Source organism: Nonomuraea montanisoli (genome assembly GCF_013363975.1).
In the GTDB taxonomy this organism is placed as follows: Bacteria; Actinomycetota; Actinomycetes; order Streptosporangiales; family Streptosporangiaceae; genus Nonomuraea; species Nonomuraea montanisoli.
Genome location: NZ_JABWGN010000002.1, coordinates 361,608 through 386,569, shown reverse-complemented (window position 1 = coordinate 386,569; position 24,962 = coordinate 361,608). Strand labels below are relative to the sequence as shown.

The 24,962-nt window shown below is 72.9% G+C and carries 19 protein-coding genes; 12 read left to right on the top strand and 7 right to left on the bottom strand.

Annotated features, from left to right (window positions below):
• Positions 1–296 precede the first annotated feature (296 nt).
• Positions 297–1,388, top strand: a complete 1,092-nt coding sequence (locus HTZ77_RS05260) for a TetR/AcrR family transcriptional regulator (protein ID WP_175587990.1) — start codon at positions 297–299, stop codon at positions 1,386–1,388.
• 474 nt (positions 1,389–1,862) lie between these two features.
• Positions 1,863–2,642 carry a GNAT family N-acetyltransferase gene (locus HTZ77_RS05255; RefSeq protein WP_175588274.1) on the top strand — a complete coding sequence of 260 codons (780 nt, stop codon included), beginning with the start codon at positions 1,863–1,865 and terminating at the stop codon, positions 2,640–2,642.
• 580 nt (positions 2,643–3,222) lie between these two features.
• On the opposite strand, the gene HTZ77_RS05250 is transcribed toward HTZ77_RS05255, so the two are convergent.
• Positions 3,223–4,530 carry an amidohydrolase family protein gene (locus HTZ77_RS05250; protein ID WP_205302090.1) on the bottom strand — a complete coding sequence of 436 codons (1,308 nt, stop codon included), beginning with the start codon at positions 4,528–4,530 and terminating at the stop codon, positions 3,223–3,225.
• Between the two features lie 167 nt (positions 4,531–4,697).
• On the opposite strand from HTZ77_RS05250, the gene HTZ77_RS05245 reads away from it, so the two are divergent.
• From HTZ77_RS05245 to HTZ77_RS05235, 3 genes are all read left to right on the top strand, one after another.
• Complete coding sequence (locus HTZ77_RS05245) at positions 4,698–5,624, top strand: LysR family transcriptional regulator (RefSeq protein ID WP_175588273.1); 927 nt, start codon at positions 4,698–4,700, stop codon at positions 5,622–5,624.
• 165 nt (positions 5,625–5,789) lie between these two features.
• Positions 5,790–7,223: an Nramp family divalent metal transporter gene (locus HTZ77_RS05240; protein ID WP_175588272.1), complete on the top strand. Its 1,434-nt coding sequence runs from the start codon at positions 5,790–5,792 to the stop codon at positions 7,221–7,223.
• A 42-nt stretch (positions 7,224–7,265) separates the two neighbouring features.
• Positions 7,266–8,237: a helix-turn-helix transcriptional regulator gene (locus HTZ77_RS05235; RefSeq protein ID WP_175588271.1), complete on the top strand. Its 972-nt coding sequence runs from the start codon at positions 7,266–7,268 to the stop codon at positions 8,235–8,237.
• Between the two features lie 39 nt (positions 8,238–8,276).
• Here the strand turns inward: HTZ77_RS05235 and HTZ77_RS05230 are convergent, their stop codons facing one another.
• Genes HTZ77_RS05230 through HTZ77_RS05220 form a run of 3 tightly spaced genes read right to left on the bottom strand, consistent with a single transcriptional unit; the run spans position 8,277 to position 12,120 of the window.
• Positions 8,277–9,842 (bottom strand): AMP-binding protein, encoded by a 1,566-nt coding sequence (locus HTZ77_RS05230; RefSeq protein ID WP_175588270.1) that lies wholly within the window; start codon positions 9,840–9,842, stop codon positions 8,277–8,279.
• Positions 9,842–10,939, bottom strand: coding sequence for an acyl-CoA dehydrogenase family protein (locus HTZ77_RS05225; RefSeq protein ID WP_175588269.1), 1,098 nt, complete (start codon positions 10,937–10,939; stop codon positions 9,842–9,844). The genes HTZ77_RS05230 and HTZ77_RS05225 overlap by 1 nt, the downstream gene beginning before the upstream one ends.
• Complete coding sequence (locus HTZ77_RS05220) at positions 10,936–12,120, bottom strand: acyl-CoA dehydrogenase family protein (protein WP_175588268.1); 1,185 nt, start codon at positions 12,118–12,120, stop codon at positions 10,936–10,938. Before HTZ77_RS05220 ends, HTZ77_RS05225 begins: the two co-directional genes overlap by 4 nt.
• A 160-nt stretch (positions 12,121–12,280) precedes the next feature.
• Here HTZ77_RS05220 and HTZ77_RS05215 point away from each other — a divergent pair, with 160 nt between their 5' ends.
• Both HTZ77_RS05215 and HTZ77_RS05210 read left to right on the top strand, forming a co-directional pair.
• Positions 12,281–13,621: a sensor histidine kinase gene (locus tag HTZ77_RS05215; protein WP_235994329.1), complete on the top strand. Its 1,341-nt coding sequence runs from the start codon at positions 12,281–12,283 to the stop codon at positions 13,619–13,621.
• A 172-nt stretch (positions 13,622–13,793) separates the two neighbouring features.
• A complete protein-coding gene (locus HTZ77_RS05210; RefSeq protein WP_205302089.1) occupies positions 13,794–14,357 on the top strand; it encodes a TetR/AcrR family transcriptional regulator in 564 nt (187 codons plus the stop codon).
• A gap of 183 nt (positions 14,358–14,540) precedes the next feature.
• Here the strand turns inward: HTZ77_RS05210 and HTZ77_RS05205 are convergent, their stop codons facing one another.
• Positions 14,541–15,170, bottom strand: coding sequence for a hypothetical protein (locus tag HTZ77_RS05205; RefSeq protein ID WP_205302088.1), 630 nt, complete (start codon positions 15,168–15,170; stop codon positions 14,541–14,543).
• Positions 15,171–15,367: 197 nt separating this feature from the next.
• Positions 15,368–16,144 carry a class I SAM-dependent methyltransferase gene (locus HTZ77_RS05200; protein ID WP_175588266.1) on the bottom strand — a complete coding sequence of 259 codons (777 nt, stop codon included), beginning with the start codon at positions 16,142–16,144 and terminating at the stop codon, positions 15,368–15,370.
• A 51-nt stretch (positions 16,145–16,195) separates the two neighbouring features.
• Between HTZ77_RS05200 and HTZ77_RS05195 the strand changes: the two genes are divergently transcribed.
• A complete protein-coding gene (locus HTZ77_RS05195) occupies positions 16,196–16,870 on the top strand; it encodes a copper resistance CopC family protein (protein ID WP_175588265.1) in 675 nt (224 codons plus the stop codon).
• Positions 16,867–17,910, top strand: coding sequence for a CopD family protein (locus HTZ77_RS48020; protein WP_175588264.1), 1,044 nt, complete (start codon positions 16,867–16,869; stop codon positions 17,908–17,910). The genes HTZ77_RS05195 and HTZ77_RS48020 overlap by 4 nt, the downstream gene beginning before the upstream one ends.
• On the opposite strand, the gene HTZ77_RS05185 is transcribed toward HTZ77_RS48020, so the two are convergent.
• Positions 17,868–19,055: a hypothetical protein gene (locus HTZ77_RS05185; protein WP_175588263.1), complete on the bottom strand. Its 1,188-nt coding sequence runs from the start codon at positions 19,053–19,055 to the stop codon at positions 17,868–17,870. The two genes, HTZ77_RS48020 and HTZ77_RS05185, sit on opposite strands and share 43 nt — an antisense overlap.
• Positions 19,056–19,190: 135 nt before the next feature.
• Between HTZ77_RS05185 and HTZ77_RS05180 the strand changes: the two genes are divergently transcribed.
• The 3 genes from HTZ77_RS05180 (at position 19,191) to HTZ77_RS05170 (ending at position 24,958) form a co-directional block, all read left to right on the top strand.
• Positions 19,191–21,725 (top strand): CocE/NonD family hydrolase, encoded by a 2,535-nt coding sequence (locus HTZ77_RS05180; protein WP_175588262.1) that lies wholly within the window; start codon positions 19,191–19,193, stop codon positions 21,723–21,725.
• Positions 21,722–22,609 (top strand): ABC transporter permease, encoded by an 888-nt coding sequence (locus HTZ77_RS05175; RefSeq protein ID WP_175588261.1) that lies wholly within the window; start codon positions 21,722–21,724, stop codon positions 22,607–22,609. Before HTZ77_RS05180 ends, HTZ77_RS05175 begins: the two co-directional genes overlap by 4 nt.
• 231 nt (positions 22,610–22,840) lie before the next feature.
• Complete coding sequence (locus tag HTZ77_RS05170; protein WP_328808422.1) at positions 22,841–24,958, top strand: ATP-binding protein; 2,118 nt, start codon at positions 22,841–22,843, stop codon at positions 24,956–24,958.
• Positions 24,959–24,962: the final 4 nt, after the last annotated feature.

The following is a 24,962-nucleotide window of genomic DNA, read 5'->3' as shown; positions in this document are numbered from 1 at the left end:
CCACCGAGGGTCCTGACGCGCCGCCCCCCATCGACATATCGCTTACGGGACGCGCTGGGGCAGAGGCAGAGACCGCGCTCCCAGCTGGCGGGCCAGACGTGCCACTCCTCGGCACAGGACCGGGCGAATCGCTCTCTGGCACAGGGCCGAACGCGACGCTCTCCGCTGAGGAACGTGGCACATCGACATTCGGCGAGGGGCGCAGCGGATCGCTCACCCGTGCGGGGCGCGGCGGATCGCCAGCCGGTGTGGGGCGCGGTGGACCACGTCCCGGTGAAGAGCCTCACGGCGGAGACGTGGCCGGGGTGCTGGGGGCGGTCGCGCGGGCTTGGCTGGATGATCCCGTGCCGGCGGGCGCCATGGCCGTGTGGCGCGAGCTGGTGCCGCAGGTACAGGCCGAGGAGGGCAGCCGGCTGGCGTTCGCGGAGCTCATGACGTTGTACGCGACGCTCCTCGGGCTGGCCATGGAACGGCTCGACGCAAGCCCGGGACGGCGGCTGGTGCGGTCGGCGACTGCAGCGCTCACCCTGCTCCAGGGGGCGTCGCAGCGCGCTGCCCTCGCCGCCCACCCGGTCGCCGACCTTCCCTCCCGCACTCGGACACTGTGCGCCGAGCGGGAGGACGTGGTGCGAGCATGTGAGCGGCTGGCACGACTCGATCCCGGCCCTGTCCCGCTGTTCCCCATCCTCGCCCTGAAGCCGTACTCCCTCGACGCCCCCTGGGCCCCGCCCCCGGCGGTGGACGCGCTGCGCGGAATTCCTCTCGCCCTCTACGGCGACGGGCTGGTGGTCTTTCTCGGGTTGCGGCGCCTGTCGGCCGTGGAGGACGTCGTGCGGGCCGCGCCCGCCGCTCTGCCCATCACCCTGGTCGTGGTGACGGACGATCCCGGCGAGCACGGGCCGCTGGCGCGGTTCGCGCTGGCCCGGATGGGAGCGCACCTGCGCGCCGCCGTACCCGCGGGCGGGTGGCCGGACGTGCGGATCGTGTGCGACGAGCTCGGGCGCGTGGCCGCGACCGCCGGGTTGCCGTCTGTGAACGACGGGACGGAGACCGCCGTACGGGTGTCGGGAGGGCGGTTGATACGGCGGGCCGACGGCCGCGGAGCGGGGTACGCCCTCGCGTCGGAGGTCGTGGGGGACGTCCTCGTGTTGGAGAACCTGGGGGACGTTGTCGCGTCCGAGGTCGCGGGGGATGCCAGGTCGTCCCAACCGAGCGGGCACACCGACTCCGCAGGAGACGCCGGGCTTTCCGGGCCGACTCGAGAGGCTGAGACGCCGGGAAAGACTGACCCCTCTGGGGTAGCGGGCATGCAGGACAGCAGGCCGGAAGCGCCGGGGATCCGCGCCACGGGCACTCGGGGGACGAAACGCGGGGGTGAGCGGGGATGAGCAGCGTGAGAGGAAAGGCGTGTGGCCATGAGTGAGCAGCCTGCGGAGAGCAGGACGGAGGTCGCCCGGCAGGCGGAGTCCCACGTGGAAGCCATGCGGCGAGCCGAAGACGAAGCTGAGCCCACCCAGCGGGCAGAGACGGGCGGCGCGGACGCCACACAGCGACCGGGAGGTTCGGCAGAGTCGGCAGAGGTCGCGCAGCAAGCCGAAGGCGAGGCTGAGGCCACGCAGCAGGCGGGACACAGTGCGGACGCCATGCGGCAGGCGGGACGCGGCCCGGACGCCATGCGGCAGGCGGGACGCGGCGCGGACGTCATGCGGCGGGAGGAAGGCGAGGCGCAGGGCAGGCAGCAAGCGGGGAGTGGTGTGGAGACCACACGGCGGACGGGCAGCAGAGCGGAGACCATGCGGCGAACGGACGGCAGAGCGGAGGGCGCGCGGCGGACGGGTAGCGGGGTGGAGGCTGCGCGGCGAGTGGCGGAGGAGGCCGCCCAGCGGACCGGGGTGACGATCCGCGAGCTGCACAGGATCCCTGAGTTCCGGGACGTCCACCGCCTGTTCGACGACATCTGGCACCCTGATCCGGCCAACGCCCCCGTGTCCGTCGAGCTGATGATCGGGTTCGCTCACACCGGCGGGTACGTGGCCGGGGCGTACGAGGGTGAGCGGCTGGTGGGCGCGTCCGTGGGGTTCCTGGCGGCGGGGGGCGCGCTGCATTCCCACGTGACCGGCGCCGCCATCGGGCGCGGCATCGGTTACGCGCTCAAGCTTCACCAGCGCGCCTGGTGCCTGGAGCACGACCTGGCCCGCATCACCTGGACGTTCGACCCGCTGGTCCGCAGGAACGCGCGGTTCAACCTGGTGAAGCTCGGCGCGCGGCCGACCGGGTACGCCGAGAACTTCTACGGGGTCATGGCCGATGCCATCAACGAGGGCGACGAGTCCGACCGGTTGCTCATGGCGTGGCGGCTGGACGAGGACCTGGAGCAGCCGCCGCCCCCGCCGTACACGGTGGCGCTGGGCGTGGATGACGAGCAGCCGGTGAGGGGCCGCGCGGACGGGCCGGTGACGTTGGTGGCGACACCGCGCGACATCGAGACGCTGCGGCGGCGCGATCCTGGTGCGGGCAAGGCATGGAGGTTGGCGGTCCGGGACGTGCTGGGCGGGTTGATGAGGGAGGGCGGCAGCGTGGTGGGATTCACGGACGCCGGCGAGTACGTCGTCACGACCCGCCAGTCCCGACAGTCCCAATAACCCCGCCCCCATCCACCGGTGAGCAGCGCCTGCCAGGGGCCGCAGCCTGGGGGGTGCCGTTGGAGTGGTGGCGACCTGTCAAGGAGTCGCTGGGCTGACGCGTCTGCCTGGGGTCATGTTCAACACCGGTCTGCAAGCGCCTCCTCACCTCGTCGCAGTTCCCATCGCGCCGGCTTCCGTCGGTCCCGACTGGTGCCACGGGGGGCGTCGCGCCAGGCTTGCCGGATGTCGTGTGCCGGATGCCATATGTCGCATGCCGGGGTAGGCCGGCCGCGGTCGGGGGCGACGATGCCAGTTCACGCGCCCATGCCCTGCTTCGGTGGGCCCATGCCCTGCTGCAGTGGTGGGCGATGGTCCGGTGGGCGATGGTCCGGTGGGCGGTGATCCGGTGCTGTGAGCCGGTGAGCGGCGATCCGTTGGCAGGTGCGGGCCGCGGCCCCCGGCGAGGGGCGCCGGCAGGAGAGCCGAGGTCTTTCCTCCGACGGCGCCTGCTGCCGGCCGCATCTGGGCGGTCCATGAGCTACGGGACCCGCGGTTCAGAGGGCCTTCTGGGCGGTCCATGAGCCACGGGACCCGCGGTTCAGAGGGCCTTCGTCCGGTCGGCGTCGGACCAGCGTTCGCGCACGGCGGCCACAGCCTTGGCGACCTGCGCGTCGAAAGCGTCAAGCTGCTCGGCTTCGGCAGCGCTCGCGACGAAGGCACGTCGATCGCAGGCCGTGCCCGCGCGCCATATCCGCTCGATCGCGCGTGTCGCGGTGATGTCCGTCAACGGGTCACCGGACACGAGAACCAGGTCCGCGCGTTGCCCGGCCGCCACACGTCCTCGGTCGGCCAGGCCGAACACCCGTGCCGGTTCGGCTGTGGCAGCGGCCAGGGCCTGCGCCGGGCTGATGCCGCACCGGACAAGGAGTTCCAGCTCCCGGTGCAGGCTTGCCCCGAACACGGTCCCCGGGTTCGGGGCGTCGGTGCCCGCCAGCAGAGTGACCCCCGCATCGGCCAGTCGCCGCACGTTGTCCTCGGCCCGCGAGTACGGCGGCATCTCCCGGCCGCGCCATCCGGGGGCAGCACCCGAGGTCAACCGGCGCGCCCAGGCGTCACCGAGCGTCTCGGCGAGCCGCGGGTCCCCTGCCACTGCCGCGCCACCCGGTTCGCCGAGGGTGTTCTCGACGGTGGCCAGCGTCGGACCGACCGCGATTGCGGCCTCGGCCATGCGTTCGACCAGGGCCTTGTCCAGCTCGGCGTCCGCGGGGACGTGGGCCACCACGTCGGCACCGGCGGCCACGACCTCCTCGAGACCGGCCGTCGAGCTCACGTGAGCGACGACGACCAGGCCGCGGGCGTGCGCGGCGGCGACCAGCGCCTCGATGGTTGCGGAGTCCAGCGACGGCCATAGCCCCCCGGCGCCGGAGAAGATCTTCAGATGGTCCGAGCCCTCCGCGATCCGTTCCGCGACGAACCGCTCGGCCTGGTCAGGGGCGGTCAACGTCGGGAAGGGGGCGTACATCAGCGACGGGTGCCCGCCGGGCGCGGTGGCGCCGACACCCGAGGAGCGCACATCGGCCACGTCGGGACGGGAGCCGGCCTGCTCCTTGGCCTCGGCCACCAGGTCGGGCTTGCTGAACATGTCGAGAACGGTGGTGACGCCGAAGGTCAACGACTGCGCGAGAGCGCCGGGAACGAGGTGCACGTGCGCGTCGATCAGACCGGGAAGCACGGTCCCGCCGCCCGCGTCGATCACTTCGTCGCCTTCCCGGGCGGCCGAGGCGGCCGAGCATTCGGTGATCAGCCCGTCAGCGAATCGGACCGAGGTCCAGTCCTGTGACTTCGTCCCGTCGAACACCTTCGCGTTCACGATTGTTGTTGCCGCGGTCACGACGTTCTCCTCCAAGGGATCCAGAACAATCTGGACAGAAGTGGTTCACCCAGCGCGAGGGTCCCCGCACCGGTTCGACCACGTGCTCTACTCCAGCCGGTCCCGCCAGGGCCGATCAACGGGCAACCCGCCCATGGAACAATCACCGAACGGAATCGATCGAGGCGAGGAGGGCGGTGGCGATGGAGGTCCGGCAGCTGCGCTATTTCGTCGCCGTCGCCGAGTGCGAGCACTTCGGCCGGGCCGCGGAGGCCCTGCGCATCGTTCAACCCGCGGTGAGCAAGCAGGTCGCGCGGCTGGAACGCGAACTCGGACTGACCTTGTTCGACCGGTCCCACCGTCGGGTCCGGCTCACCCCGGACGGCCAGGCGTTCCTCGTCCACGCGCGCCGTGCGCTACGCGGCATCGACCGTGCCGCCGCTGCCGCCGCCGACATCGCCGCCGGCAACACCGGTCTGCTGCGCATCGGCAGCAGCGTCGTGTTCAGCTCTCGTATCGAAGCCGCTCTCGCCGCCGTCCGCGACGCCCACCCCGGCATCACGCTCCAGGTGACGAGCTCCGCCTCGACGACCGGCCAGCTCGCCGCCCTCGCCGCCGGCGACCTCGACGCCGCGTTCGTGGCGGCGCCGCCGGACACCCCGGGCGTGCGGGTTCATCACCTCTGGGACGAGCCGCTGCTCCTGGCCGTCCCCGCCGCGTACGCCCGCACCGCCGGCGACCTCGCCACGCTCGCCGAGCTCCCCCTGGCCCTGGCCGCCCGCGCGGACAATCCCGGCATCCACCACCTGATCATGGCCGCCTGCCGAGCAGCCGGGTTCACCCCCCGCGTGGGGCCGACTCTGACCCGGGTCCAGGACCTCCTCGCCGGACCCGTCGCCGCCGGGGCGTGCTGGACCCTGCTCCCCGCCGGCGCCGTCTCGCGAGACCTCGCCGCCGTCGCACTCGTCCGGCCCGACCCGCCGATCCGCGTCCCCGCCGCACTCGCACTGCCCGACCCCGCACCTCGCGCCTCCGCGCTGAGCCTGCTGACCGCCGCACAAGCCAAAACAGGCCAAACACGCCAAACACGCCAAACAGCAAGCGAGCGGGCGTCGTCGGACGCTCAGTGACGCCGACATTCGCTGACATGCCGGACTTTGCTGCCTTACGGGCGTCTCGCGAAATTTGTGCAAATGTGAATATGTCATCGCAAACCAGGAAATAAACGCTATCCGCTGTTTTGAGCTTCCAGCCGGGAGCCGAACGAAGCCGGGAGTCGAACAAGGAGATCCGCGATGACGGAGTTCACTCCGACCGTCCCCGCACGCGTCCTGCCGTCCGTCAGCGTCCGCGACCTGCCCGAGCCACCCCGATCCACCTGGCGCATCATCGGCCCCGGGCTGGTGGGAGCGGGCGTGGGGCTCGCCTCGGGCGAGTTCATCCTCTGGCCGTACATCGCCTCCCAGGTCGGGCTGGTCTTCATCTGGGGCGCGGCGATCGGCATCATCACGCAGTGGTTCCTCAACATGGAGATCGAGCGCTACACGCTGGCCACCGGCGAGACGGCGCTGACCGGGTTCAGCCGGTTGTGGCGGCACTGGGGCATCGTGTTCGTCCTCATGACGCTCGCGTCGAACCTGTGGCCGGGCTGGGTGACCACGTCGGCCACCATGGTCACGTACCTGACCGGCTCGGGCGAGGGCAGCGTGCGCTGGATCGCGATCGGCATGCTGCTGGTCATCGCGCTCGCGCTGACGCTGGCGCCGGTCATCTACGTCGCGCTGGAACGGGTGATCTTCGTCAAGATCGCGCTGGTGACGATCCTCGTGGTGGTGGCGGTCGCGCTGGCGATCACCGCGCAGAGCTGGGTGGAGCTGGGCAAGGGGCTGACGGTGGGCGCCCGGATCCCGGTCCCGCCGCTGGACTTCGCTCTGCTCATGGGCGCCATCGCCTACGCGGGCGCGGGCGGCGGGCAGAACCTCTGCCAGAGCAACTGGATCCGCGACAAGGGCTTCGGCATGGGCGTGTACGTGCCGCGCCTGGTCAGCCCGGTCACCGGGCACGAGGAGGCGGCCTCCTCGACGGGCTTCCAGTTCGCGCCGACCAAGGCGAACCTGGCCCGGTGGCGGGCCTGGTGGCGCTTCGCGAACGTCGAGCAGGCCACGACGTTCGCGCTGGTGTCGTTCCTGACGATCGCGTTCATGTCGATGCTGGCGTACTCCACCGTGTTCGGGAAGCAGGGGCTGGCCAACGGCATCGGGTTCCTCAAGGTCGAGGGCGAGACGCTGCAGGACGTGGTGGGCCCGTGGTTCGGGGTCCTGTTCTGGCTGATCGGGGCGCTGGCGCTGTTCGCCTCCGCCATGGGCATCGTGGACTACACCTCCCGGCTGGCCTCCGACACGATCAAGACGGTCTACCTGCGGGACCGGCCCGTCTCGGTGAACCGGGTCTACTTCGCCGTGGTCTGGGCCATGACACTGGTCGGCATCGCGGTCCTGCTGCTCGGCTTCGACCAGCCGCTCATCCTGCTCGTGCTGTCGGCGAGCTTCGCCGCCGTGATGATGTTCGTGTACTCGATCCTGCTCATCGTGCTGAACCGCCGGGCGCTGCCGTCCGCGATCAAGGTCCGGTCGTACCGGCTGGGCGCGCTGGTGTGGTCGATCGCGTTCTTCGGCACGCTGACCGTGCTCACCGTCATCCAGCAGGCGCAGAAGCTGTTCGGCGGCTGAAAGCGGAAGCGACGCTTCCGCGATACCGGGCAGACTGGGCGCATGCTGGAAACGTCCGCGCGCCTGCTGAAGCTGCTGTCCCTCCTCCAGGCGCACCGGGAGTGGTCGGGCCCCGAGCTGGCCGGGCGGCTCGGGGTCTCGACCCGGACGATCCGCAACGACGTCGAGCGCCTGCGCAGCCTCGGCTACCCCGTCCACGCCACCCCCGGCGTCGCGGGCGGCTACCGGCTCGGGGCGGGCGCCGCGCTGCCGCCGCTGCTGCTGGACGACGAGGAGGCCGTCGCCGTGGCGGTGGGGCTGGGCCGGGCCGCGGGCGGCGGCGTCGAGGGCATCGAGGAGACGTCGGTACGGGCCCTGGCCAAGCTGGAGCAGGTGCTGCCGTCGCGGCTGCGGCACCGCGTGAGCGCCCTCAACGCCTACACGGTGCAGATCCCCGGCCAGGGTCCCTCGGTGGCGCCGGAGGTGCTGACGACGATCGCCAACGCCGCCCGTGACCGGCACCGGCTGCGCTTCGACTACACCGGCCACGAGGGCGACTCCACGGTGCGGGACGCGGAGCCGTACCGGCTGGTCCATCGGCGCGGCCGGTGGTACCTGCTGGCCTACGACGTCGAGCGAGGCGACTGGCGGACGTTCCGGGTGGACCGGATGCGCCCGCGCGTCCCGGAGGGGCCGCGGTTCGCGCCGCGCGAGCTGCCCGGCGACGGCGACGTGGCCCAGTACGTGGAGAAGGGCGTCAACACCGCGATGTGGAGGTACCGGGCGACGGTGCTGCTGCACGCGCCCGCCGACCGGATGGGGCACCTGCCGGCCGGGCTGGAGCCGGAGCCGGTGGACGACGACACCTGCCTGCTGCGGATCGGCGGCGACGACCTGGGCGGGCTGGCGGCGTGGATGGGGTTCCTGGGCGTGGACTTCGAGGTGCTGGACCCGCCCGAGCTGGCGGAGGCGGTGGCGGAGCTGGGCGAGCGCTACCGGCGGGCGGCCGCCGCCACCCGCCCTCCCACGTCATGAACGTCCTGAACGTCCTGAACGTCCTGAACGTCCTGAACGTCACTGCTGAGCCAGGTACGCCTCCCGGACCCGGGAGCGGGACAGCTTGCCCGTAGGCGTGCGCGGCAGGCTGTCCCGGTACTCGACCACCCGCGGATGCTTGAACCGGGCCAGGCGCGGCGCGCAGTGCTCCAGCAGCGCGGCCGTCAGCTCCGGGCCGGGCGTGACCCCCTCGACCGGCTGCACGAGCGCGACCACCCGGTGCCCCCACTCCTCGTCGGGCACCCCGATCACGGCCACGTCGGCGACCGCCGGGTGCTCCAGCAGCGCGGCCTCGACCTCGGCCGGGTAGATGTTGACGCCGCCGGAGACGATGAGGTCGGTGCGCCGGTCGCACAGGAACAGGTAGCCGTCCTTGTCCAGGTAGCCGATGTCGCCGGGGGCGTACCACTCGCCGCGCATGCTGGCGGCCGTCTTGGCCGGGTCCTTGCGGTACTCGAACCGGCCGAGGCCCGACTTGACGTACACCATGCCGGGCTCGCCCGGCGGCAGCTCGCGGCCCGCGTCGTCGAGGATCCGCACCTCGAACGTCGGCGCGGGACGGCCCACGGTCCCGGGCCTGGCCAGCCACTCCTCCGGTTTGACCGCGAAGGCGATCGTGGACTCGGTGGAGCCGTAGTACTCGTACAGCACCGGCCCCCACCACTCCATGATCTCCCGCTTGACCGCGACCGGGCAGGCCGCGGCCGTGTGGATCACCTGCCGCAGGCTGGACACGTCGTACGCCTCGCGGACCTCGCGCGGGAGCTGGAGCATGCGGTGGAACATCGTCGGCACCATCATCGCGTTCGTCACCCGGTGGCGCTGGATCAGCTCCAGGACGTGGACCGGCTCGAACCGCGCCGTGATCACGACCGTGTGCCCGAGGTGCAGCGCGAACTGCGTGTGCGCGCACGGCGCCGAGTGGTACATCGGCGAGGTCACCAGATGGACGTCGCGCCCCGGCGTCAGGTCCACCACCTCGCCGAGGAACCAGGTGTAGAGCGGGACGATCGCCTCCGGCTCCGCGCCGGGCAGCCGGCGCTGCACGCCCTTGGGGAAGCCGGTGGTGCCGGAGGTGTACCACATGACCGCGCCCGCGGCGCGGCCCTCGGGCGCGCTCTCGGGGCGCCCGTCGGCGAGCCCGGCCGTGCCCGTCTCGGCGCCGGCGGGCACCTTGTCCGCGTACGCCTCGTGGGTGACGACCAGCCCGGCGTCGCAGTCGCCGAGGATGTAGGCGATCTCCGGCGCGGTGAGGTGCCAGTTGACCGGTACGTAGTACAGGCCGATCTGCCCGGTGGCCATGAGCATGACGATCGCGTCGAGGCCGTTGGGCAGCACGCCGGCGACCACGTCGCCGGCGCCGAGCCCGCGGGCGCGCAGGCCGTGGGAGACCTGGTTGACGCGGGCCAGCAGCTCGCCGTACGTGGTGCGGGTGCCGTCGGCGTCGATCACCGCGAGGCGGCCGGGGTCGGCGGCGGCCAGCGCGTAGAAGCCGGGCGGGTGCCCGCCCGCGGGCTCGCCGGCCTCTCCCGTCCTTGCCGGCTCGCCGGCCGCTGCCGTCGCCGCGGGGTCGCCGGTCGCCATCACGCCTCCATCAGGGCGGCCAGGCGGGCGCGGTGGACGCGCGGCGGGCCGAGCAGCACCTCGTCGGCCTTGGCCCGCTTGTAGAACAGGTGCGCGTCGTGCTCCCAGGTGAAGCCGACGCCGCCGTGCAGCAGCAGCTGGTCGCGGGCCACCTCGAAGCAGGCGCGGCCCGTGTGCGCCTGGGCGAGCGCGGCGGCGTGGGGCAGCTCGGCGGGATCCTCGTCGGCGGCCCAGGCGGCGTAGCGCACGACGGACTCGGCCTGTTCGAGCTTGCAGTGCATGTCGGCCAGCTTGTGCTTGACGCCCTGGTACGAGCCGATGAAGCGGCCGAACGCGACCCGGATCTTGGCGTAGGCGACGATGGCGTCGAGCGAGGCGCGCAGCACGCCGAGCTGTTCGGCGGCCAGCGCGACGGCCACCAGGTCGGCCACCGCGGCGGCCCCCTCGGCGCCCAGCCGGCCGAGCACCCGGGCCGGGGCGCCGTCCAGCTCCACCCGCGCCTGGCTCCGGGTGAGGTCGAGGGTCTCCAGCGGGACGCGGGTGACGCCCGGACCGCCCAGATCCACGGCGACCAGCACGGGCCCGCCATCCGACGCCTCCCCCGGCGCGCCGGACCCGTCGCCCGCCGGTGTCCCGGGCAGAGCGGCCAGCAGCACGTCCGCCTCCGCCCCGCTCAGCACCTGTGGCAGCGTCCCGCGCACGACCAGCCCGCCGCCCTCCGCCCGCGCCGTCAGCCCGTCCGGCACGACGGGCAGCGCGAGCGTGGCGGCGATCCGGCCCTCGGCGACCCCGGTCAGCAGCTCCTTGTCGGGCGCCCGGGTGAGCGCGAGGGCCGCGAACGCCGTGGCCAGGAACGGCCCCGGCAGCAGCGCCGCCCCGGTCTCCTCCAGCGCCACGGCCAGCTCCGCCATGCCCGCCCCCGCCCCGCCGTACTCCTCGGGGACGATCAGCCCGGACAGGCCCAGCTCACCGTTGAGGCGAGCGTGGACGGCCGGGTCGTAGCCGTCGCGGGCCTTCGCTGGCGGCGAGGCCGCGGCGAGGAACGAGCGGACCGCCTCGCGCAGCTCCCGCTGCTCCGGTGTGAGCGTGAGCCTCATCCCTGGGTCCCCACCTTCAGGTCCTTGAAGGGCACGGTCTTGTCGACGCGCGGGCCGGGCGGCAGGCCGAGGACGCGCTCGCCGATGATGTTGCGCATGATCTCGTTGGTGCCGCCGCCCAGCGACATGGCCGGGGCCAGGGAGATCGCGTGCGCGAGCGGGCCGGCGCCCTCGCCGTCCCCGGTCCCCACGACGGCGGACGGGCCGGCCAGGCGGGTGGCCAGGTCGGCCTCGAACAGGGTCAGCTCGGCCAGCAGCAGCTTGGCGGCGCTGCCCCGGGCACCGGGGAACAGGCCCGCCTCGGCCTCCTGGGCGAGCCGCTGGTTGAACAGGGCCAGCGCCCGGGTGCGGATGTGCAGCTCGACCAGGTCGTCGCGGACCAGCGGGTCGCTCGTGTCGGCGGTGCGGCGCAGCGCCTCCAGCGAGGTGGGGTCGTCCTTGGCCCGGCCCATGCCGACGCCCGCGGAGATCGACAGCCGCTCGTGCAGCAGGGTCGTGACCGCGACGCTCCAGCCGTCGTCCACCTCGCCCACGCGGTGCGCGTCGGGGACGGCCACGTCGTCGAAGAAGACCTCGTTGAAGTGGGCCCGGCCGGTCATGTCCTTGAGCGGCCTGACCGTGACGCCCGGGTCGCGCATGCCCACGACGAACATGGTCAGCCCCCGGTGCTTGGGCGCGTCCGGGTTGGTGCGGGTGAGCAGCAGGCCCCAGTCGGCGTGCTGGGCGACCGAGGTCCACACCTTCTGCCCGTTGACGATCCAGCGGTCGCCGTCGCGGACCGCCCGGGTCTGCAGGGCGGCCACGTCGCTGCCCGCGCCCGGCTCGGAGAACAGCTGGCACCAGATCTCCTCGCCGCGCAGCAGCGGCCGGACGAACCTCTCGCGCTGCTCGTCGGTGCCCCGGTCGACCAGGGTGGGTCCGGTCATGCCGAGCCCGATGGAGAAGACGTACGTGGGGAGGGAGAAGTGGCGGGCCTCGGCGGCGAAGGCGCGCTCCTCGGCCTGCGTCAGGCCCTGGCCGCCCCATCGCGCGGGCCAGGTGATGCCGGAGTAGCCGGCGTCGTACAGCCTGGCCATGAAGTCCTTGGCGTGAGAAATCGCGTTCTCGGGCGCGGATTCGCCGGGCCGCGCGTAGTCGCGCAGCCATGCCCTGGCGGCCCGCCGGTACTCGTCGAGATTCACGTTCGCTCCTCGGGCATCAGTGTTCACTTACTCTAACCAGCCCCGCCGGACCGGCATAGAGCGCCGCCGAATGCACCTTTTAACCGGATTTGCCGGTGAATCTCCGTTGATTAGGGCGATGGCGACTTAGTGTGATCATCTGATCACCGGGGGGAAAGGATTGGTCACACGGTTCGGCAGGTCCATCCGGACGCGGCTGACGCTGTTCGCCGGGATCGCCATGGTGCTGCTCAGCATCGTGGTGAACGCGTTCGTGCTGTGGGCCATCCACAGCACCGCGGACGACTACCGCAAGACCGAGGTGACGACCTCGGCCCTGCGCGTGGTCCACCTGGTCAAACGCGGCGCGCTGCCCACCGTGATCCCCAGCGACCTGGACGGGATCCAGGTGGTCGACTCCAAGGGGCAGGTGGTGGCCTCCACCGACAACCTCGTCGGCCTGCCGCGCATGAGCACCGTCATGCCGGACGAGTTCAGCGCGAGCACCCTGGAGGTGGTCTGCGACCTGCCGTACTTCCGGGGCCAGTGCGAGTACATGGCCGTGGCCCGGGTGTACGAGCACGGCGGCGACTGGCTGGTGTACGCGGTCGGCCCCACCGTCCCCTGGTACGTCCATCCGGCCGTGCTGGCGTTCCTCATCGGCATCTCGGTGGCCATGGTGGCGCTGGCCTGGTTCGGGGTGTCGCGGGTCGTGGCGAGGACGCTCGCGCCCGTGCAGGAGATCCGCGACAAGCTCGCCGAGATCACGAGCAGCGACCTGGGCAAACGCCTGCCCGTGCCCAGCCAGGCCGACGAGATCCGGTCCCTGGCCGACACCGCCAACCAGACGCTCGACCGGCTGGAGGCGGCGGTCGAGCAGCAGCGCCGGTTCGCCTCCGACGCCTCCCACGACCTGCGCAGCCCGATCACGGCGATGCGCGCCCAGGTCGAGGAGGCGATGCTGCACCCCGAGGACGCCGAGTGGGAGGAGATCGGCCGCGCCCTGCTGTCGAGCCTCGACCGGCTGCAGGCCATCGTGACCGACCTGCTGACCCTGGCCAAGCTCGACGCGGGCTCGCCCATGGCGCGCGACCCGGTGGACCTCGCCGAGCTCGTCGCGGCCGAGACGACCAGGCCGCGCGCGAAGAAGCTCATCACCACGCTCCAGCCGGGCGTGGTCGTGACCGGCGACCGGCTGCAGCTCGCCCGCCTGCTGACGAACCTGCTCGACAACGCCGAGCGCCACGCGGAGTCCACGATCACCGTGACCGTGCGCCTGGACGACGGCCACGCCGTCCTGGAGGTGCTGGACGACGGCGGCGGCATCGCGCCCGAGCAGCGCGAGCTCGTCTTCCAGCGCTTCACCAGGCTGGACGCCTCGCGCAACCGCGACGCCGGCGGCACGGGGCTCGGCCTGTCGATCGCCCGCGACATCGCCCAGGCGCATCACGGCACGCTCACCCTGGGCGACTCCGACAGCGGGGCCCGGTTCGTGCTGCGGCTGCCGATCAGGGAGATGTGAGCGGTCGGACGGCCGGCTTCGGGCATCCGGCGGCCGTCAGCGCGCCCGCCCGGAACCGCACCAGGTGGTCACGCTCCCATACCCATGCCCGGTTTGTCCTACAGCTGTTTCTGGGCACTGGTTAGAGTGGCCCGCTGTGACACCAGGTTTCAGCCGATTACGACGTGAGGACTTGCTCAAGACAGCCTGCGAGGTGATCTCCGCGCAGGGGTTCGGGCACACCAGGACACTCGACATCGCCCGAGCCGCCGGGGTGAGCCAGGCGCTGCTCTTCTACCACTTCGAGACCAAGGACCGGCTGTTCGCCCAGGCGTTCGCGTACGCGGCCCGCCTGCACCGCGACACGCTGGACAGCATCGAGCGGCTGGAGCGGCCACCGCTGGAGCGGCTGCGCACACTGCTGCGGCGCTGCTCGCCGGGCGGCTCGCCCGACGGCTGGCGGCTGTGGATCGACGCCTGGGCGGAGTCGATCCGCAGCTCGGACCTGGAGGAGACCACCCGCCGGCTCGACCAGCAGGGCCGCCAGGTGCTGCGGGGCATCATCGAGGACGGGGTGGCGCGCGGCCAGTTCGCCTGCGAGGACCCGGAAGGGGCGAGCTGGCGCCTGTTCGCGCTCATCGACGGGCTCGCCATCCAGATCCAGGTCCACCCGAAGGCGCTGTCGCGCCGCCGCGCCAACCAGCTCATCCGCACGGCCGCCGCGGCCGAGCTCGGCCTCGCCCCCACCGACCTGTGACCGCCACCGGTCGCCGAGCGCGTGCGGGCGCCCGGCGACCGGGCGGCGGACGGGCGGCTTCCTTCGGGCGGGCGGGCGGCTTCCAGGCCGCCGGCGAGGACGGGCCGGCCGGGCAGTAACGCGGGGCGGCACAGACGTCCTGCGCTGCACGGTCGGCGGCCGGGCGCGCCTGCCCGAGGGCAGCTACGTCATCGGCGCGAGTGGCCGAGTCACGGCGTGGTCGTTGGCGGGGTGACTCCGGCGGTTCCCGCCCCGCTGCTGCCCGATCCTGCAGGAGCTCGTGCGTCTGCTTCTCGGTCGTGAACGACTGAGCTCGCAGCTCCTCACCGTCGATGGCGCCGACGGTCCGGTCCGCGTCAGGCAGCGTGACTCACTGCCCAGCGAGGTTGGCGATGCCCAGATCCACCCCGAGAAATCCGTCTCGACGGTGGCGTGCAGGAACCACATGCCGTCCCGCCGCACCAGGTCGGACTCACCCTTGCGGTGCTTGACCAGCAGCGCCAGTTGCCGGGCTGAGCCGGTGAAGGCGACGCCGCGCAGCCGTCCGGCGGTCGTCCAGATCGACACCGTCCGGTCGGTGTGCTGCCAGGACAGGCACCGGTCGTCGTACGGCTGGGCCGCACCGGGCCGGAAAGAGATCGGTTTGCTTTCAGCTTTGACTCGCCGCGCCGATCCCGGTTTGCCCAGGTTTCCGGCGGCCAGGTTGGCGTGCAGAGTGCGGTAGGCGTCGCAGACCTTCTTGATCACGTGCTGGGCCGCCTGCGCGGCCAGCCCGAAGACGGCCTTGTACGCAGGTCGAAGTTCCGAAAACACCGCTCCGGCATCGGCAGGAGTTTCACCTGCACCACCAGTCTCACAACCGAACACAATATCGGCTGGCGAGGTCGCCCCGGTGAGAATCGAGCCCGATGCCGGGCGAGGCCGCAACGTGATCAGGTGTGGTCCACCCTGATCAACAGCCTCAAGGGTTCTGTTCGTCGGGCGAACGTGCGGAAGCGTGCTCCCGGCGCTCAGGAACGGCGGGCGATCAGGACCTCGGTGGTCCTGCGCTCCTCCCACACGCCCGAGGGGCGCTCGGCCAGCAGGGCCCGGCGCACCTCGTCCGTGAACGCGGCCAGGCGGTCGCCCAGCCGGGCGGGCGCGCTGTAGGAGAACGAGAGCTGGAGCCCCACCAGCTCGTCGACACCCATCGATACCAGCCGCTCGAACCGGGCCGACTCGACGCGGCCGAACGGCGAGCCCGCCAGCACCTCGTCGTGGTGCTCGCCGGTCGCCTGGAACGAGCCGAGGGCCCGCCGCTTGTCCAGCCCGGATTCGTTCAGGCCGAACGCGGCGCGCACCGGCCGCACCACCGCCTCCCACGGCGGCTCCCCCTCCTCGCGGGTGGGACCCACCAGGGCCACCGCTCCGTGCGGCGGCAGCAGGGCGTCGAGGTCGGCGAGCACGGCCCGCCGGTCCATCCAGTGGAACGACCGGCCCATGACGACGTGGTCGAACGGCGGCAGCGCGCGCAGCGTGGTGGAGTCTCCGCGCATCCACCGGATGTCCCCGGCCGTTCCTTCGGCCAGGCGGCGGCCCTCGGCCAGCATCTCCTCGTCGGGGTCCACGGCGAGCACCGCGCGCACCCGCCCGGCCAGGGGGATCGCCACCGTGCCGGGGCCGCAGCCGAGGTCCAGCACGACGCCGTCCGGGCCGAACGCGCGGGCCAGACGCCCGATGGCCTCCTCCCCGTGGCCGCTGCGGTATCGCGCGTAATAGGTGGCCGCGCCGCCGAAGAGGTCCGTCACGGATGGGAGCATAGACGGGTTTGGAAGCGTTCAAGGGAAGGTTGTCGATCGGTGAGGCGGCTACTCACGGTCCTGCTGCTCGCGTCGGCCGCGGTGGGGATCTCGCTCCCGGCCCGGGCGCACAACGTGCTCATCAGCAGCGACCCCAAGGACGGGGCGGCGCTGTCGGCCGCGCCCGCCCTGATCACGCTGGTGTTCGACCAGGCCGTGCGCCAGGGGTACGCGCAGGTGGGCGTCACGGGCCCGGACGGGGCGGCGATGGCCGACGGGGCCGCGTCCGTGGCCGCGGAGAAGGTGACGCTCAAGGTCAAGCCGCTGACGGCGGCCGGCGCGTACATCGTGGGCTACCGGATCCTGTCGGCCGACGGGCACCCGGTGACCGGCAAGATCACCTTCCGCCTCACCGGCCCGGCCGCCGCGGCGCCCGAGACGGCGCCCCGGACCGCGGCTCAGACGGCGCCCGGGACGGCGGCGGCCTCGGACGACGCCGACAGCGCCCGGGCGGCCGAGGCGGCGGCCAACGGCGGCGCGGGCATGGCCGTGGTGTGGATCGTGGCCGCGCTCCTGCTGCTGGCGGCCGGCACCGGCGTCGCCCTGCGCCGCGCCCGCCCCGCCGAGACCGGCCCGGGGACGAACGCGGACGCCCCTGGTGAGACCGGACCGGCGGACGCGTCGAGCGCGGACGCCGCTCGGGAGAGCGGCCCGGGCGGGGAGGGCCGGGCGTGAGCGTCGAGCGCTGCGAGGCTCCCCCGCGCCGCCGCGCCCTCGCCCGCGGCGGCGGCGTGGTGGCCGGGGTGTTCCTGGCCTGCGCCGTCGTCTCCGCCGTGGTCGCCTCCGGGCTGACCGCGCAGGAGGCCGTGCCGGGCATCCCCATGCCGGGCCTCCTCGTCGCGTACGGCCTGCCGGTCGTGCGGGTGGTGCTCGACCTGGCCGCCGTGGCCGTGGTCGGCATGAGCCTGCTGCCCAAGCTGCTCGGCTTCGAGCACCCCGAACGCACCGAGCCGGTCATGCGCCGCGTCCGCCCGCTGACCGTCACCGCCGCCTGGGTGTGGGCGGCGAGCGCGCTGCTCACGATCGTGTTCCAGACGGCCGAGCTGAACCCCGGGTCCGTGCCGACGCCCGCGATGATCGCCGGTTACGTGGACAGCGTCGGCACCGGGCAGGGACTGCTGTTCAGCGCCGCCTGCGCGCTGGCCGCGGCCGGCATCGGGCTCATGGCGGTGCGCTTCGGCGAGAAGGTGCCGGCCGAGCTGCGGATCGTGGTGGCGCTGTTCGGGCTGCTGCCGATCCCGGTGACCGGGCACGCGGTGAACTCCGTCTGGCACGACCCGATCATGATCTCGATGGAGAGCCACGTGATGGGCGCGGCGGCCTGGGCGGGCGGGCTGGCGGCGGTGACGGTGTTCGTCGCGCCGCGCCGTGAGCTGCTGGCGGTCGTGCTGCCGCGCTTCTCCAGGATCGCCACGGTGTGCCTGCTGGTGGTGAGCCTGTCCGGGCTGGTCACGGGGCTCGGCACGATGGCGCTCACGCCCGGCGTGGAGCTGCCGGGCGCGATCCTCACCAGTGAGTACGGCCTGCTGGTGGTGGCCAAGCTGGCCCTGGCGGCGCTGCTGGTGCCGCTGGCCGCGCACATCCGCTTCCGGCTGCTGCCGGCGATCCGCGGCGGCGCGGCCACGGCCGTGGTCGCGTGGGCGACGGCCGAGCTGGCCGTCATGGGCCTCGCCTACGGGGTGGCGGTGGCGATCACCCGGGCCTCGATCGGCTGACGGTTCGCCCGGCCGCTCCACCACTCGAAGGCCAGCCACGCCGCCAGCAGTCCCGCCCCCGCCCAGAGCGCCGAGCCGGTCGCCAGGGGCGGGGCGCCGAGCAGTCCGCTCTGGCCCTTGATCGCGCCGTACACCTGGCCCATGAGGGCGCTCTGCGCGGCGAGGGCGCCGTAGACGGCGGCGGTGACGCCGACGGACCCGACGAGCGCCCTGGCCACCGGCTGCCGCACCGCGAACGCGAGGTCCACGCACAGCCCGCCCACGACGAGGAAGAACGGCACGGCCGACGGCGGGAAGCCGGTGACGGTGAGCAGCGGCCAGATCAGCGTGCGGAAGCCGACGTAGCCCGCGGCCACCAGCGTCGCCGCGCCGAACCTGCCGATCAGCATGCGCGCCACCACGAGCACGCCGAGCCCGGCGACCACCGCGTACACGGGATACAGGGCGTCCGGCACGGGCAGCGAGAACGCGGTCATCATCGCCCGGTCGACGGGCCGGCCCATCTGGTCGGCCGCGAACCGCAGCAGGATCGGCTCGGCGTAGGTGGCGTGGTTGTCCCACGCGCCGATCGACAGCACGCCGTACTCCTGGTGCTGCTCGGGGAAGTGCACGTTCTCCAGGAAGAACGCGAAGAACGCCCCCAGCAGCACCGTGCGCTCCCGCCCCGGAGGCGCCCCCGTGAACCAGCCCCGGATCACCCCGGCGATCATGAAGAACGTTCCAAGGTAGAGCATGATGTGCGACGGGCTCCACGAGGTGATGTCGAGCCCGTTGACGCGGTGGTTGATCAGGTCGAGCGGCACCGCGACCAGGAACACGCCGGTGCCCCACTGGATGAGCCGCAGCGCGGCCTTGTCCACGCCGTAGCCGGTGTAGCCGTGGACGATGGTCAGGCCGAGGGCCACGGCGGTGCCGGCGGAGTTGAGCAGGTGCGGCGGGGCGAGGTCGTCGCGCAGCCACTTGAAGTGCCACGAGACGTCCCAGGCCGAGCCGAGCAGCTTGAGCGTGAGCGCCACCAGCCACCCGTAGTAGAGGACCCGGAACAGGTCGGGGGGCGTCTCACGGCCCGCCGGCCCCCGCGTCCAGTAGGGGACCGCCCAGTCGGCGGCCTTTTTGATGATTGCTGGTGCGTTCACGGGCTGCATCTTACGGCGATCGCGCCCACGTACATGCCCCTTTGCGCTCTGTCTGTGCCCGTCCGTGCCCCTGTGCGTCCGGCGAAAGTGAGCGGGCCGCATGATCTCAGGGTTCTCTCAGGTGCGAAAAGTAGGATTTCCGCCATGAAACGTGTGGTCGCCCTCCTCGTGGTGCTCGTCCTCGCAGGAGTGGGGGCCTGGCTCGCCTGGCCGTCGGCGCCCGAGGTGCGCGCGCAGGAGCAGCGGATCACCGTGCTCGACGGCCCGGCGGGCGACCAGCGCGTCGAGCTCGACACCGCCTTCTTCACGCCGTCCGGCGGCGGCCGGGCCCCGGCCGTGCTGCTCGCCCACGGGTTCGGCGGCGACAAGGACGGCATGCGCGCCCAGGCGCGGCGCCTGGCCCGCGACGGCTACGCCGTGCTGACCTGGTCGGCGCGCGGCTTCGGCGAGTCCGCCGGGCAGATCGCGCTGAACTCCCCCGACTACGAGGTCAAGGACGTCAGGCAGCTCGTCGACTGGCTGGCCCGGCGGCCCGAGGTGCGGCTCGACGGGCCGGGCGACCCGCGCGTGGGCATCGCCGGCGGCTCGTACGGCGGCTCCATCGCGCTGATGACGGCCGCCTACGACTCCCGCATCGACGCGATCGTCCCGCAGATCACCTGGGCCGACCTGGCCGACGCGCTGTTCCCCGACGCCACCGGCAAGGGGCCGGAGAACGGCGTGTTCAAGCGCATGTGGGCGGGCTTCTTCTTCGGCCGGGGCGGCGGCGAGATCCAGGGCCTAGGCGGCCTGGCCGCGCGGGCCCAGAGCCCGGCCCGGCCGCTGACGGCCGAGGAGGCGCGCTGCGGCCGGTTCACGCCGGACATCTGCCGCGTCTACCAGCGGGTCGCCGAGACCGGCCGGGCCACGCCCGAGGCGGTCGCCCTGCTGCGCGCCTCCAGCCCGGTCACCGTGGCGGGCCGGATCAAGGCGCCGACGCTGCTCCTGCAGGGGCAGCGCGACTCGCTGTTCCCGCTCGGCCAGGCCGACGCCAACGCCAGGGCGATCGCCGCCGCCGGCACGCCGGTGAGCGTGGCCTGGTTCGACGGGGGCCACGACGGCGGCAACGGCGAGGCCGACTGGCTGTACGAGCAGACGACCGCCTGGTTCGGCCGCCACCTCAAGGCGGACGGCTCCCCCGTCGCGAAGGCGTTCACGGTGACCCGCGACGCCGGGCGCGACCCGGGCACCCGCCAGCGCGTCCGCCTGCACCCCGAGACCGGCGCCTACCCCGGCCTCGGCGGCACCGCGACGACCCAGGTCACGCTGAGCGGGCCCGACCAGAACGTGGCCAACCCGCCCGGCGGCTCCCCCGCCGCGATCTCCACCGTGCCGGGCGTCAACGGCCTGCTGGGCGGCGGCGGCCAGAGCACCGTGAGCGTGTCGCTCGACATGCCGGGGCAGAGCGCCTCCTTCGAGTCGGCGCCGCTGGCCCGGCCCCTCCAGCTCACCGGCAGCCCGACCGTGCGGCTCAAGGTGTCGGGCAAGGGACAGGTGACGCTGTTCGCCAAGCTCCTCGACGTGGCCGACGGCGTGCAGCCGCCCACGCTGCCCGCCGGGCTGGTCGCGCCGTTCCGGGTGACGATCCCGGAGGGAGCCTCAAGCGCCGAGGCCGCGGTGACGCTGCCGGCCGTCGACCACCTCTTCGCCGCCGGCCACCGGCTGCGGCTGACGGTCTCGACCACCGACATGGGCTACGCCACGCCCGCGCAGGCGGCCTCGTACCAGGTGGGCCTGGCCTCGGCGGCGCTGGCCGTCCCGACCGTGGCCGCGCTGGAGACGCCCGCGACCGGCGTGGCCTGGTGGGTGTGGGCGATGCCGCTCGTCGCGGTCGTGGTGGCCGTGGCGCTGCTGGTGACGGGCCGGAACCGGCCGCGGACCGCGTCCGCCGCCTCCGGCGCGGAGGTGCCGCTGGAGATCAGCGGGCTGACCAAGGCGTACCGCAACGGCGAGAAGGCGGTGGACGGGCTGTCGTTCCGGGTGGAGCGCGGCCAGGTGCTCGGCCTGCTCGGCCCCAACGGCGCGGGCAAGACCACCACGATGCGCATGATGATGGGCCTCATCCGCCCCGACGACGGCGAGATCCGCATCTTCGGCGAGCCCGTCTCCCCGGGGGCGCCGGTGCTGTCGCGGCTCGGCTCGTTCGTCGAGGGGCCCGGCTTCCTGCCGCACCTGTCCGGGCGCGAGAACCTGGAGCTCTACTGGGCGGCGACCGGGCGGCCCACCGAGGACGCGCGCTTCGCCGAGGCGCTGGAGATCGCGGGCCTGGGCAAGGCGCTGGAGCGGGCCGTGCGCACGTACTCGCAGGGCATGCGGCAGCGGCTGGCCATCGCCCAGGCGATGCTGGGCCTGCCCGACCTGCTCGTGCTCGACGAGCCCACCAACGGGCTCGACCCGCCCCAGATCCGCGAGATGCGCGAGGTGCTCAAGCGCTACGCCCGCGACGGCCGCACGGTCATCGTCTCCAGCCACCTGCTGGCGGAGGTGGAGCAGAGCTGCAGCCACGTCGTGGTCATGCACCGGGGCCGCCTGGTGTCCAGCGGCCCGGTGTCCGTGCTGCTCGACGGCGCGGTGCGGACCAACGGGCACGGCCCCCGGCTCGAAGACGTGTTCCTCGACCTCATCGGAGACAAGTCGTGACCACCGCCGCTCCCGGCCCCGCGCACGTCCCCGGCCCCGCGCACGCGCCCGGCTACGCGCCGGGCCGCACGCTGCCCCTGCGCGTGGAGATCGTCCGGCAGTTCAAGCGCCGCCGCACGCTGGCCATGTTCGGGCTGCTGCTGGCGCTGCCCTGGATCCTCGTGCTCGCCTTCCAGCTCGGCCCGCAGGGCGGGGGCCAGCAGCAGGCGGCGCTGCGCGTCTCCGACCTGGCGACCGCCGGCGGGCTGAACTTCGCGGCGTTCGTGCTGTCGGTGTCGGCCAGCTTCCTGCTCGTGGTGGCCGTGGCGCTGTTCTGCGGCGACACGGTCTCCAGCGAGGCGAGCTGGTCGTCGCTGCGCTACCTGCTGGCCGCGCCGGTGCCGCGCGACCGGCTGCTGCGGCAGAAGCTGATCGTGGCGCTCGGCTACTCGGCGACCGCGGTGGTCGTCCTGCCGCTGATGGCGCTGCTCGCGGGCACGCTCGCGTTCGGCTGGAACGACATCCAGGTGCCCGGCACGGGCGAGACGATCCCGGCGCTCGACGTGCTGCCGCGCTTCGGGATCGTCGTCGCGTACGCGCTGGTCAGCCAGCTCGTGGTGGCGGCGCTGGCCTTCCTCATCTCGACGGCCACCGACTCGCCGCTCGGCGCGGTGGGCGGGGCCGTGGGGCTGTGGATCGTCAGCACCATCCTGCAGGCGGTGGAGGCGCTCGGCCCGGCCCGGGAGTTCCTGCCGACGTTCTGGAACACCGCGTGGCTGGACGCGCTGGCGCCCGAGCCCGACCTGAGCGGGATTATCAGGGGCGCGTCGGTGTCGGTGACCTACGCGGCCGTGCTGATCGCGGTGGCGTTCCGCCGCTTCCGCCGCAAGGACGTGGTGAGCTGAGCGCTCAGCCCCAGTGCGGGGGCTTGTTGTCGAGGTAGAAGGCGTCGGCGTCATCGTCGCGCTCGTCGCCCCAGCCGAGGTCGGTGTCGTCGGACGTCTGCTCCGGGAGATAGTCGCTCACGGCATACATGCTATCGAGACGCACAAACGTGACCCCTCGGGCCGCGCGGGAGACCGGACATCGGCGGGCGGCGAGGGTACGATGCCAGGGCAGGTGTCGCCTACCCCCACGTGAGGCTGCCGATGGCCACCCCGACCGGCTGGCGGCGAGAGGGCAATCTGCCGGCGGAGCTCACGAGCTTCGTGGGGCGCACACGCCTTCTCGCCAACCTCAAGCGCCATCTCGGCGAGTCGCGGCTGGTCACCGTGACCGGGATCGGCGGGGTCGGCAAGTCGCGCACCGTGCTGCGGCTGGCCCACCAGGTGCGCGCCCAGTACGAGGACGGCGTCTGGTTCGCCGACCTGGCCCGGCTCCAGGACTCCGGCATGGTCCGGCACACCATCGCCTCGGCGCTGGGCATCGCCGACCAGTCCTCGCGGGCCGCCTCCGAGTCGCTGTCGGAGTGGGTCGGCGACCGCGACATGCTGCTCATCATCGACACCTGCGAGCACCTCGTGCAGGGCTGCGCCGAGCTGGTCGAGGAGCTGCTGGAGAGCAATCCCCGGCTGAAGGTGCTGGCCACCAGCCGCCAGTCGCTGCACCTGCCGTACGAGCACGTGGTGCCGGTGCCGCCGCTCCAGGTGCCGGGCGACGACCCGGCGGAGAGCCTGTTCACCAACGAGTCGGTGCAGCTGTTCGCGGCGCGGGCCGGGGCCGTGGTGCCCGACTTCGTGCTCGACGAGCGCAACATCGGCGCGGTGGCCGAGCTGTGCCGGCGGCTCGACGGCATCCCGCTGGCCATCGAGCTGGCGGCCGTGCGCCTGCGCGCCCTGTCGGTGGAGCAGATCGTGGAGCTGCTGGCCGACCGGTTCAGCCTGCTGGCGGGCGCGAGCCGCACCGCGCTGCCGCGCCACCAGACGCTGCGGGCGGCGATCGGCTGGAGCCACGAGCTGTGCGACCCGGCGGAGCGGCTGCTGTGGGCGCGGCTGTCGGTCTTCGCCGGCGACTTCGAGCTGGACGCGGCGCGGTTCGTCTGCGCCGACGAGCGGCTGCCCGCCGAGCGCATCACCGACCTGGTGACCGGGCTGGTGGAGAAGTCGGTGCTGCTCATCCGGAGCAACCACGCGGGCGTGCGCTACAAGCTGATCGACACGCTGGCCGAGTACGGCGAGGAGTGGCTGGACAAGCTGGGCGAGCGCGAGCGCATGCGCCAGCGTCACCTCGACTACTACCTGTCCCTCGCCCAGCGCGGCGAGGACGCGTGGTCCGGCCCGCGGCAGATCTACTGGTTCGTCCGCATGCGCCAGGAGCACGACAACGTGCGCGTCGCGCTGGAGCACGCGCTGCGCACGCCCGGCTCGGCGGTGCAGGCGCTGACGCTGCTGTCGTCGCTGTGGTTCATGTGGGTGTGCTGCGGCTTCGCCCGCGAGGGCCGCCTGTACCTGGAGCGGGCGCTGCACGCCAACCCGGGCGTGAGCAAGGAGCGCTGCAAGGCGCTGTGGGTGCTGTCGTACGTCCGCAGCGCCCAGGGCGACAGCGCGGGCGCGCTGGAGGCGGCCGAGAAGTGCAGCAGCGAGGCGGTCCGGGTCGGCGACTCCAAGGCCGTCATCCTCGCCTCGAAGATGCAGGGCACCACGGCGCTGCTCCAGGGCGACCTGCAGAAGGCCAGCGCGCCGCTCGGCGTGGCGATCGAGTTCAACACCGACAACAAGGAGCTCAACCCGGGCCTGCTGCCCGCGATCGTCGAGCTGTCGCTGGTGCTGTCGTCGCAGGGCGAGCTGTACGAGGCGGAGTCGCTGCTGGTCGACTGCCTGCAGGTGTGCCGGGAGCGGGGCGAGCTGTGGGTCAGCTCGTACGCGCAGTGGGCGCTGTCGATCACCAGGCTGGCGACCCGGCGGACCAGCCAGGCGCTGGAGAGCGCCCGCGAGGGCGTGCGGATCAAGCGGTACTTCCACGACACGCTGGGCACGCTGCTCGGGCTGGAGACCATGGCCCGCATCTTCGCCGCCGACGAGCAGACCGCCGTGGCGGCCAAGCTGCTGGGCGCGCTGAACCAGAACTGGCGCACGGCCGGCCTGCCGATGCTCGGCGCGCCGTTCCTGACCAGCGACCACGAGCGGTGCGTCAAGGAGTGCCAGAAGGCGATGGGCGAGGCGGCCTACCGGGCCGCCTTCGACGAGGGCGCGCGGCTCGACCTCGACGAGGCGTCCGCGCTCGCCCTGGGCGAGCTGGACACCTCGGACGACTGACGCT

Coding starts and splice junctions, on each gene's coding strand:
- HTZ77_RS05245 (WP_175588273.1), top strand. CDS start 4,698: ATGGAGGTCCGGCAGCTGCGCTATTTCGTCGCCGTCGCCGAGTGCGAG.
- HTZ77_RS05240 (WP_175588272.1), top strand. CDS start 5,790: ATGACGGAGTTCACTCCGACCGTCCCCGCACGCGTCCTGCCGTCCGTC.
- HTZ77_RS05235 (WP_175588271.1), top strand. CDS start 7,266: ATGCTGGAAACGTCCGCGCGCCTGCTGAAGCTGCTGTCCCTCCTCCAG.
- HTZ77_RS05230 (WP_175588270.1), bottom strand. CDS start 9,842: ATGGCGACCGGCGACCCCGCGGCGACGGCAGCGGCCGGCGAGCCGGCA.
- HTZ77_RS05225 (WP_175588269.1), bottom strand. CDS start 10,939: ATGAGGCTCACGCTCACACCGGAGCAGCGGGAGCTGCGCGAGGCGGTC.
- HTZ77_RS05185 (WP_175588263.1), bottom strand. CDS start 19,055: ATGCAGCCCGTGAACGCACCAGCAATCATCAAAAAGGCCGCCGACTGG.
- HTZ77_RS05180 (WP_175588262.1), top strand. CDS start 19,191: ATGAAACGTGTGGTCGCCCTCCTCGTGGTGCTCGTCCTCGCAGGAGTG.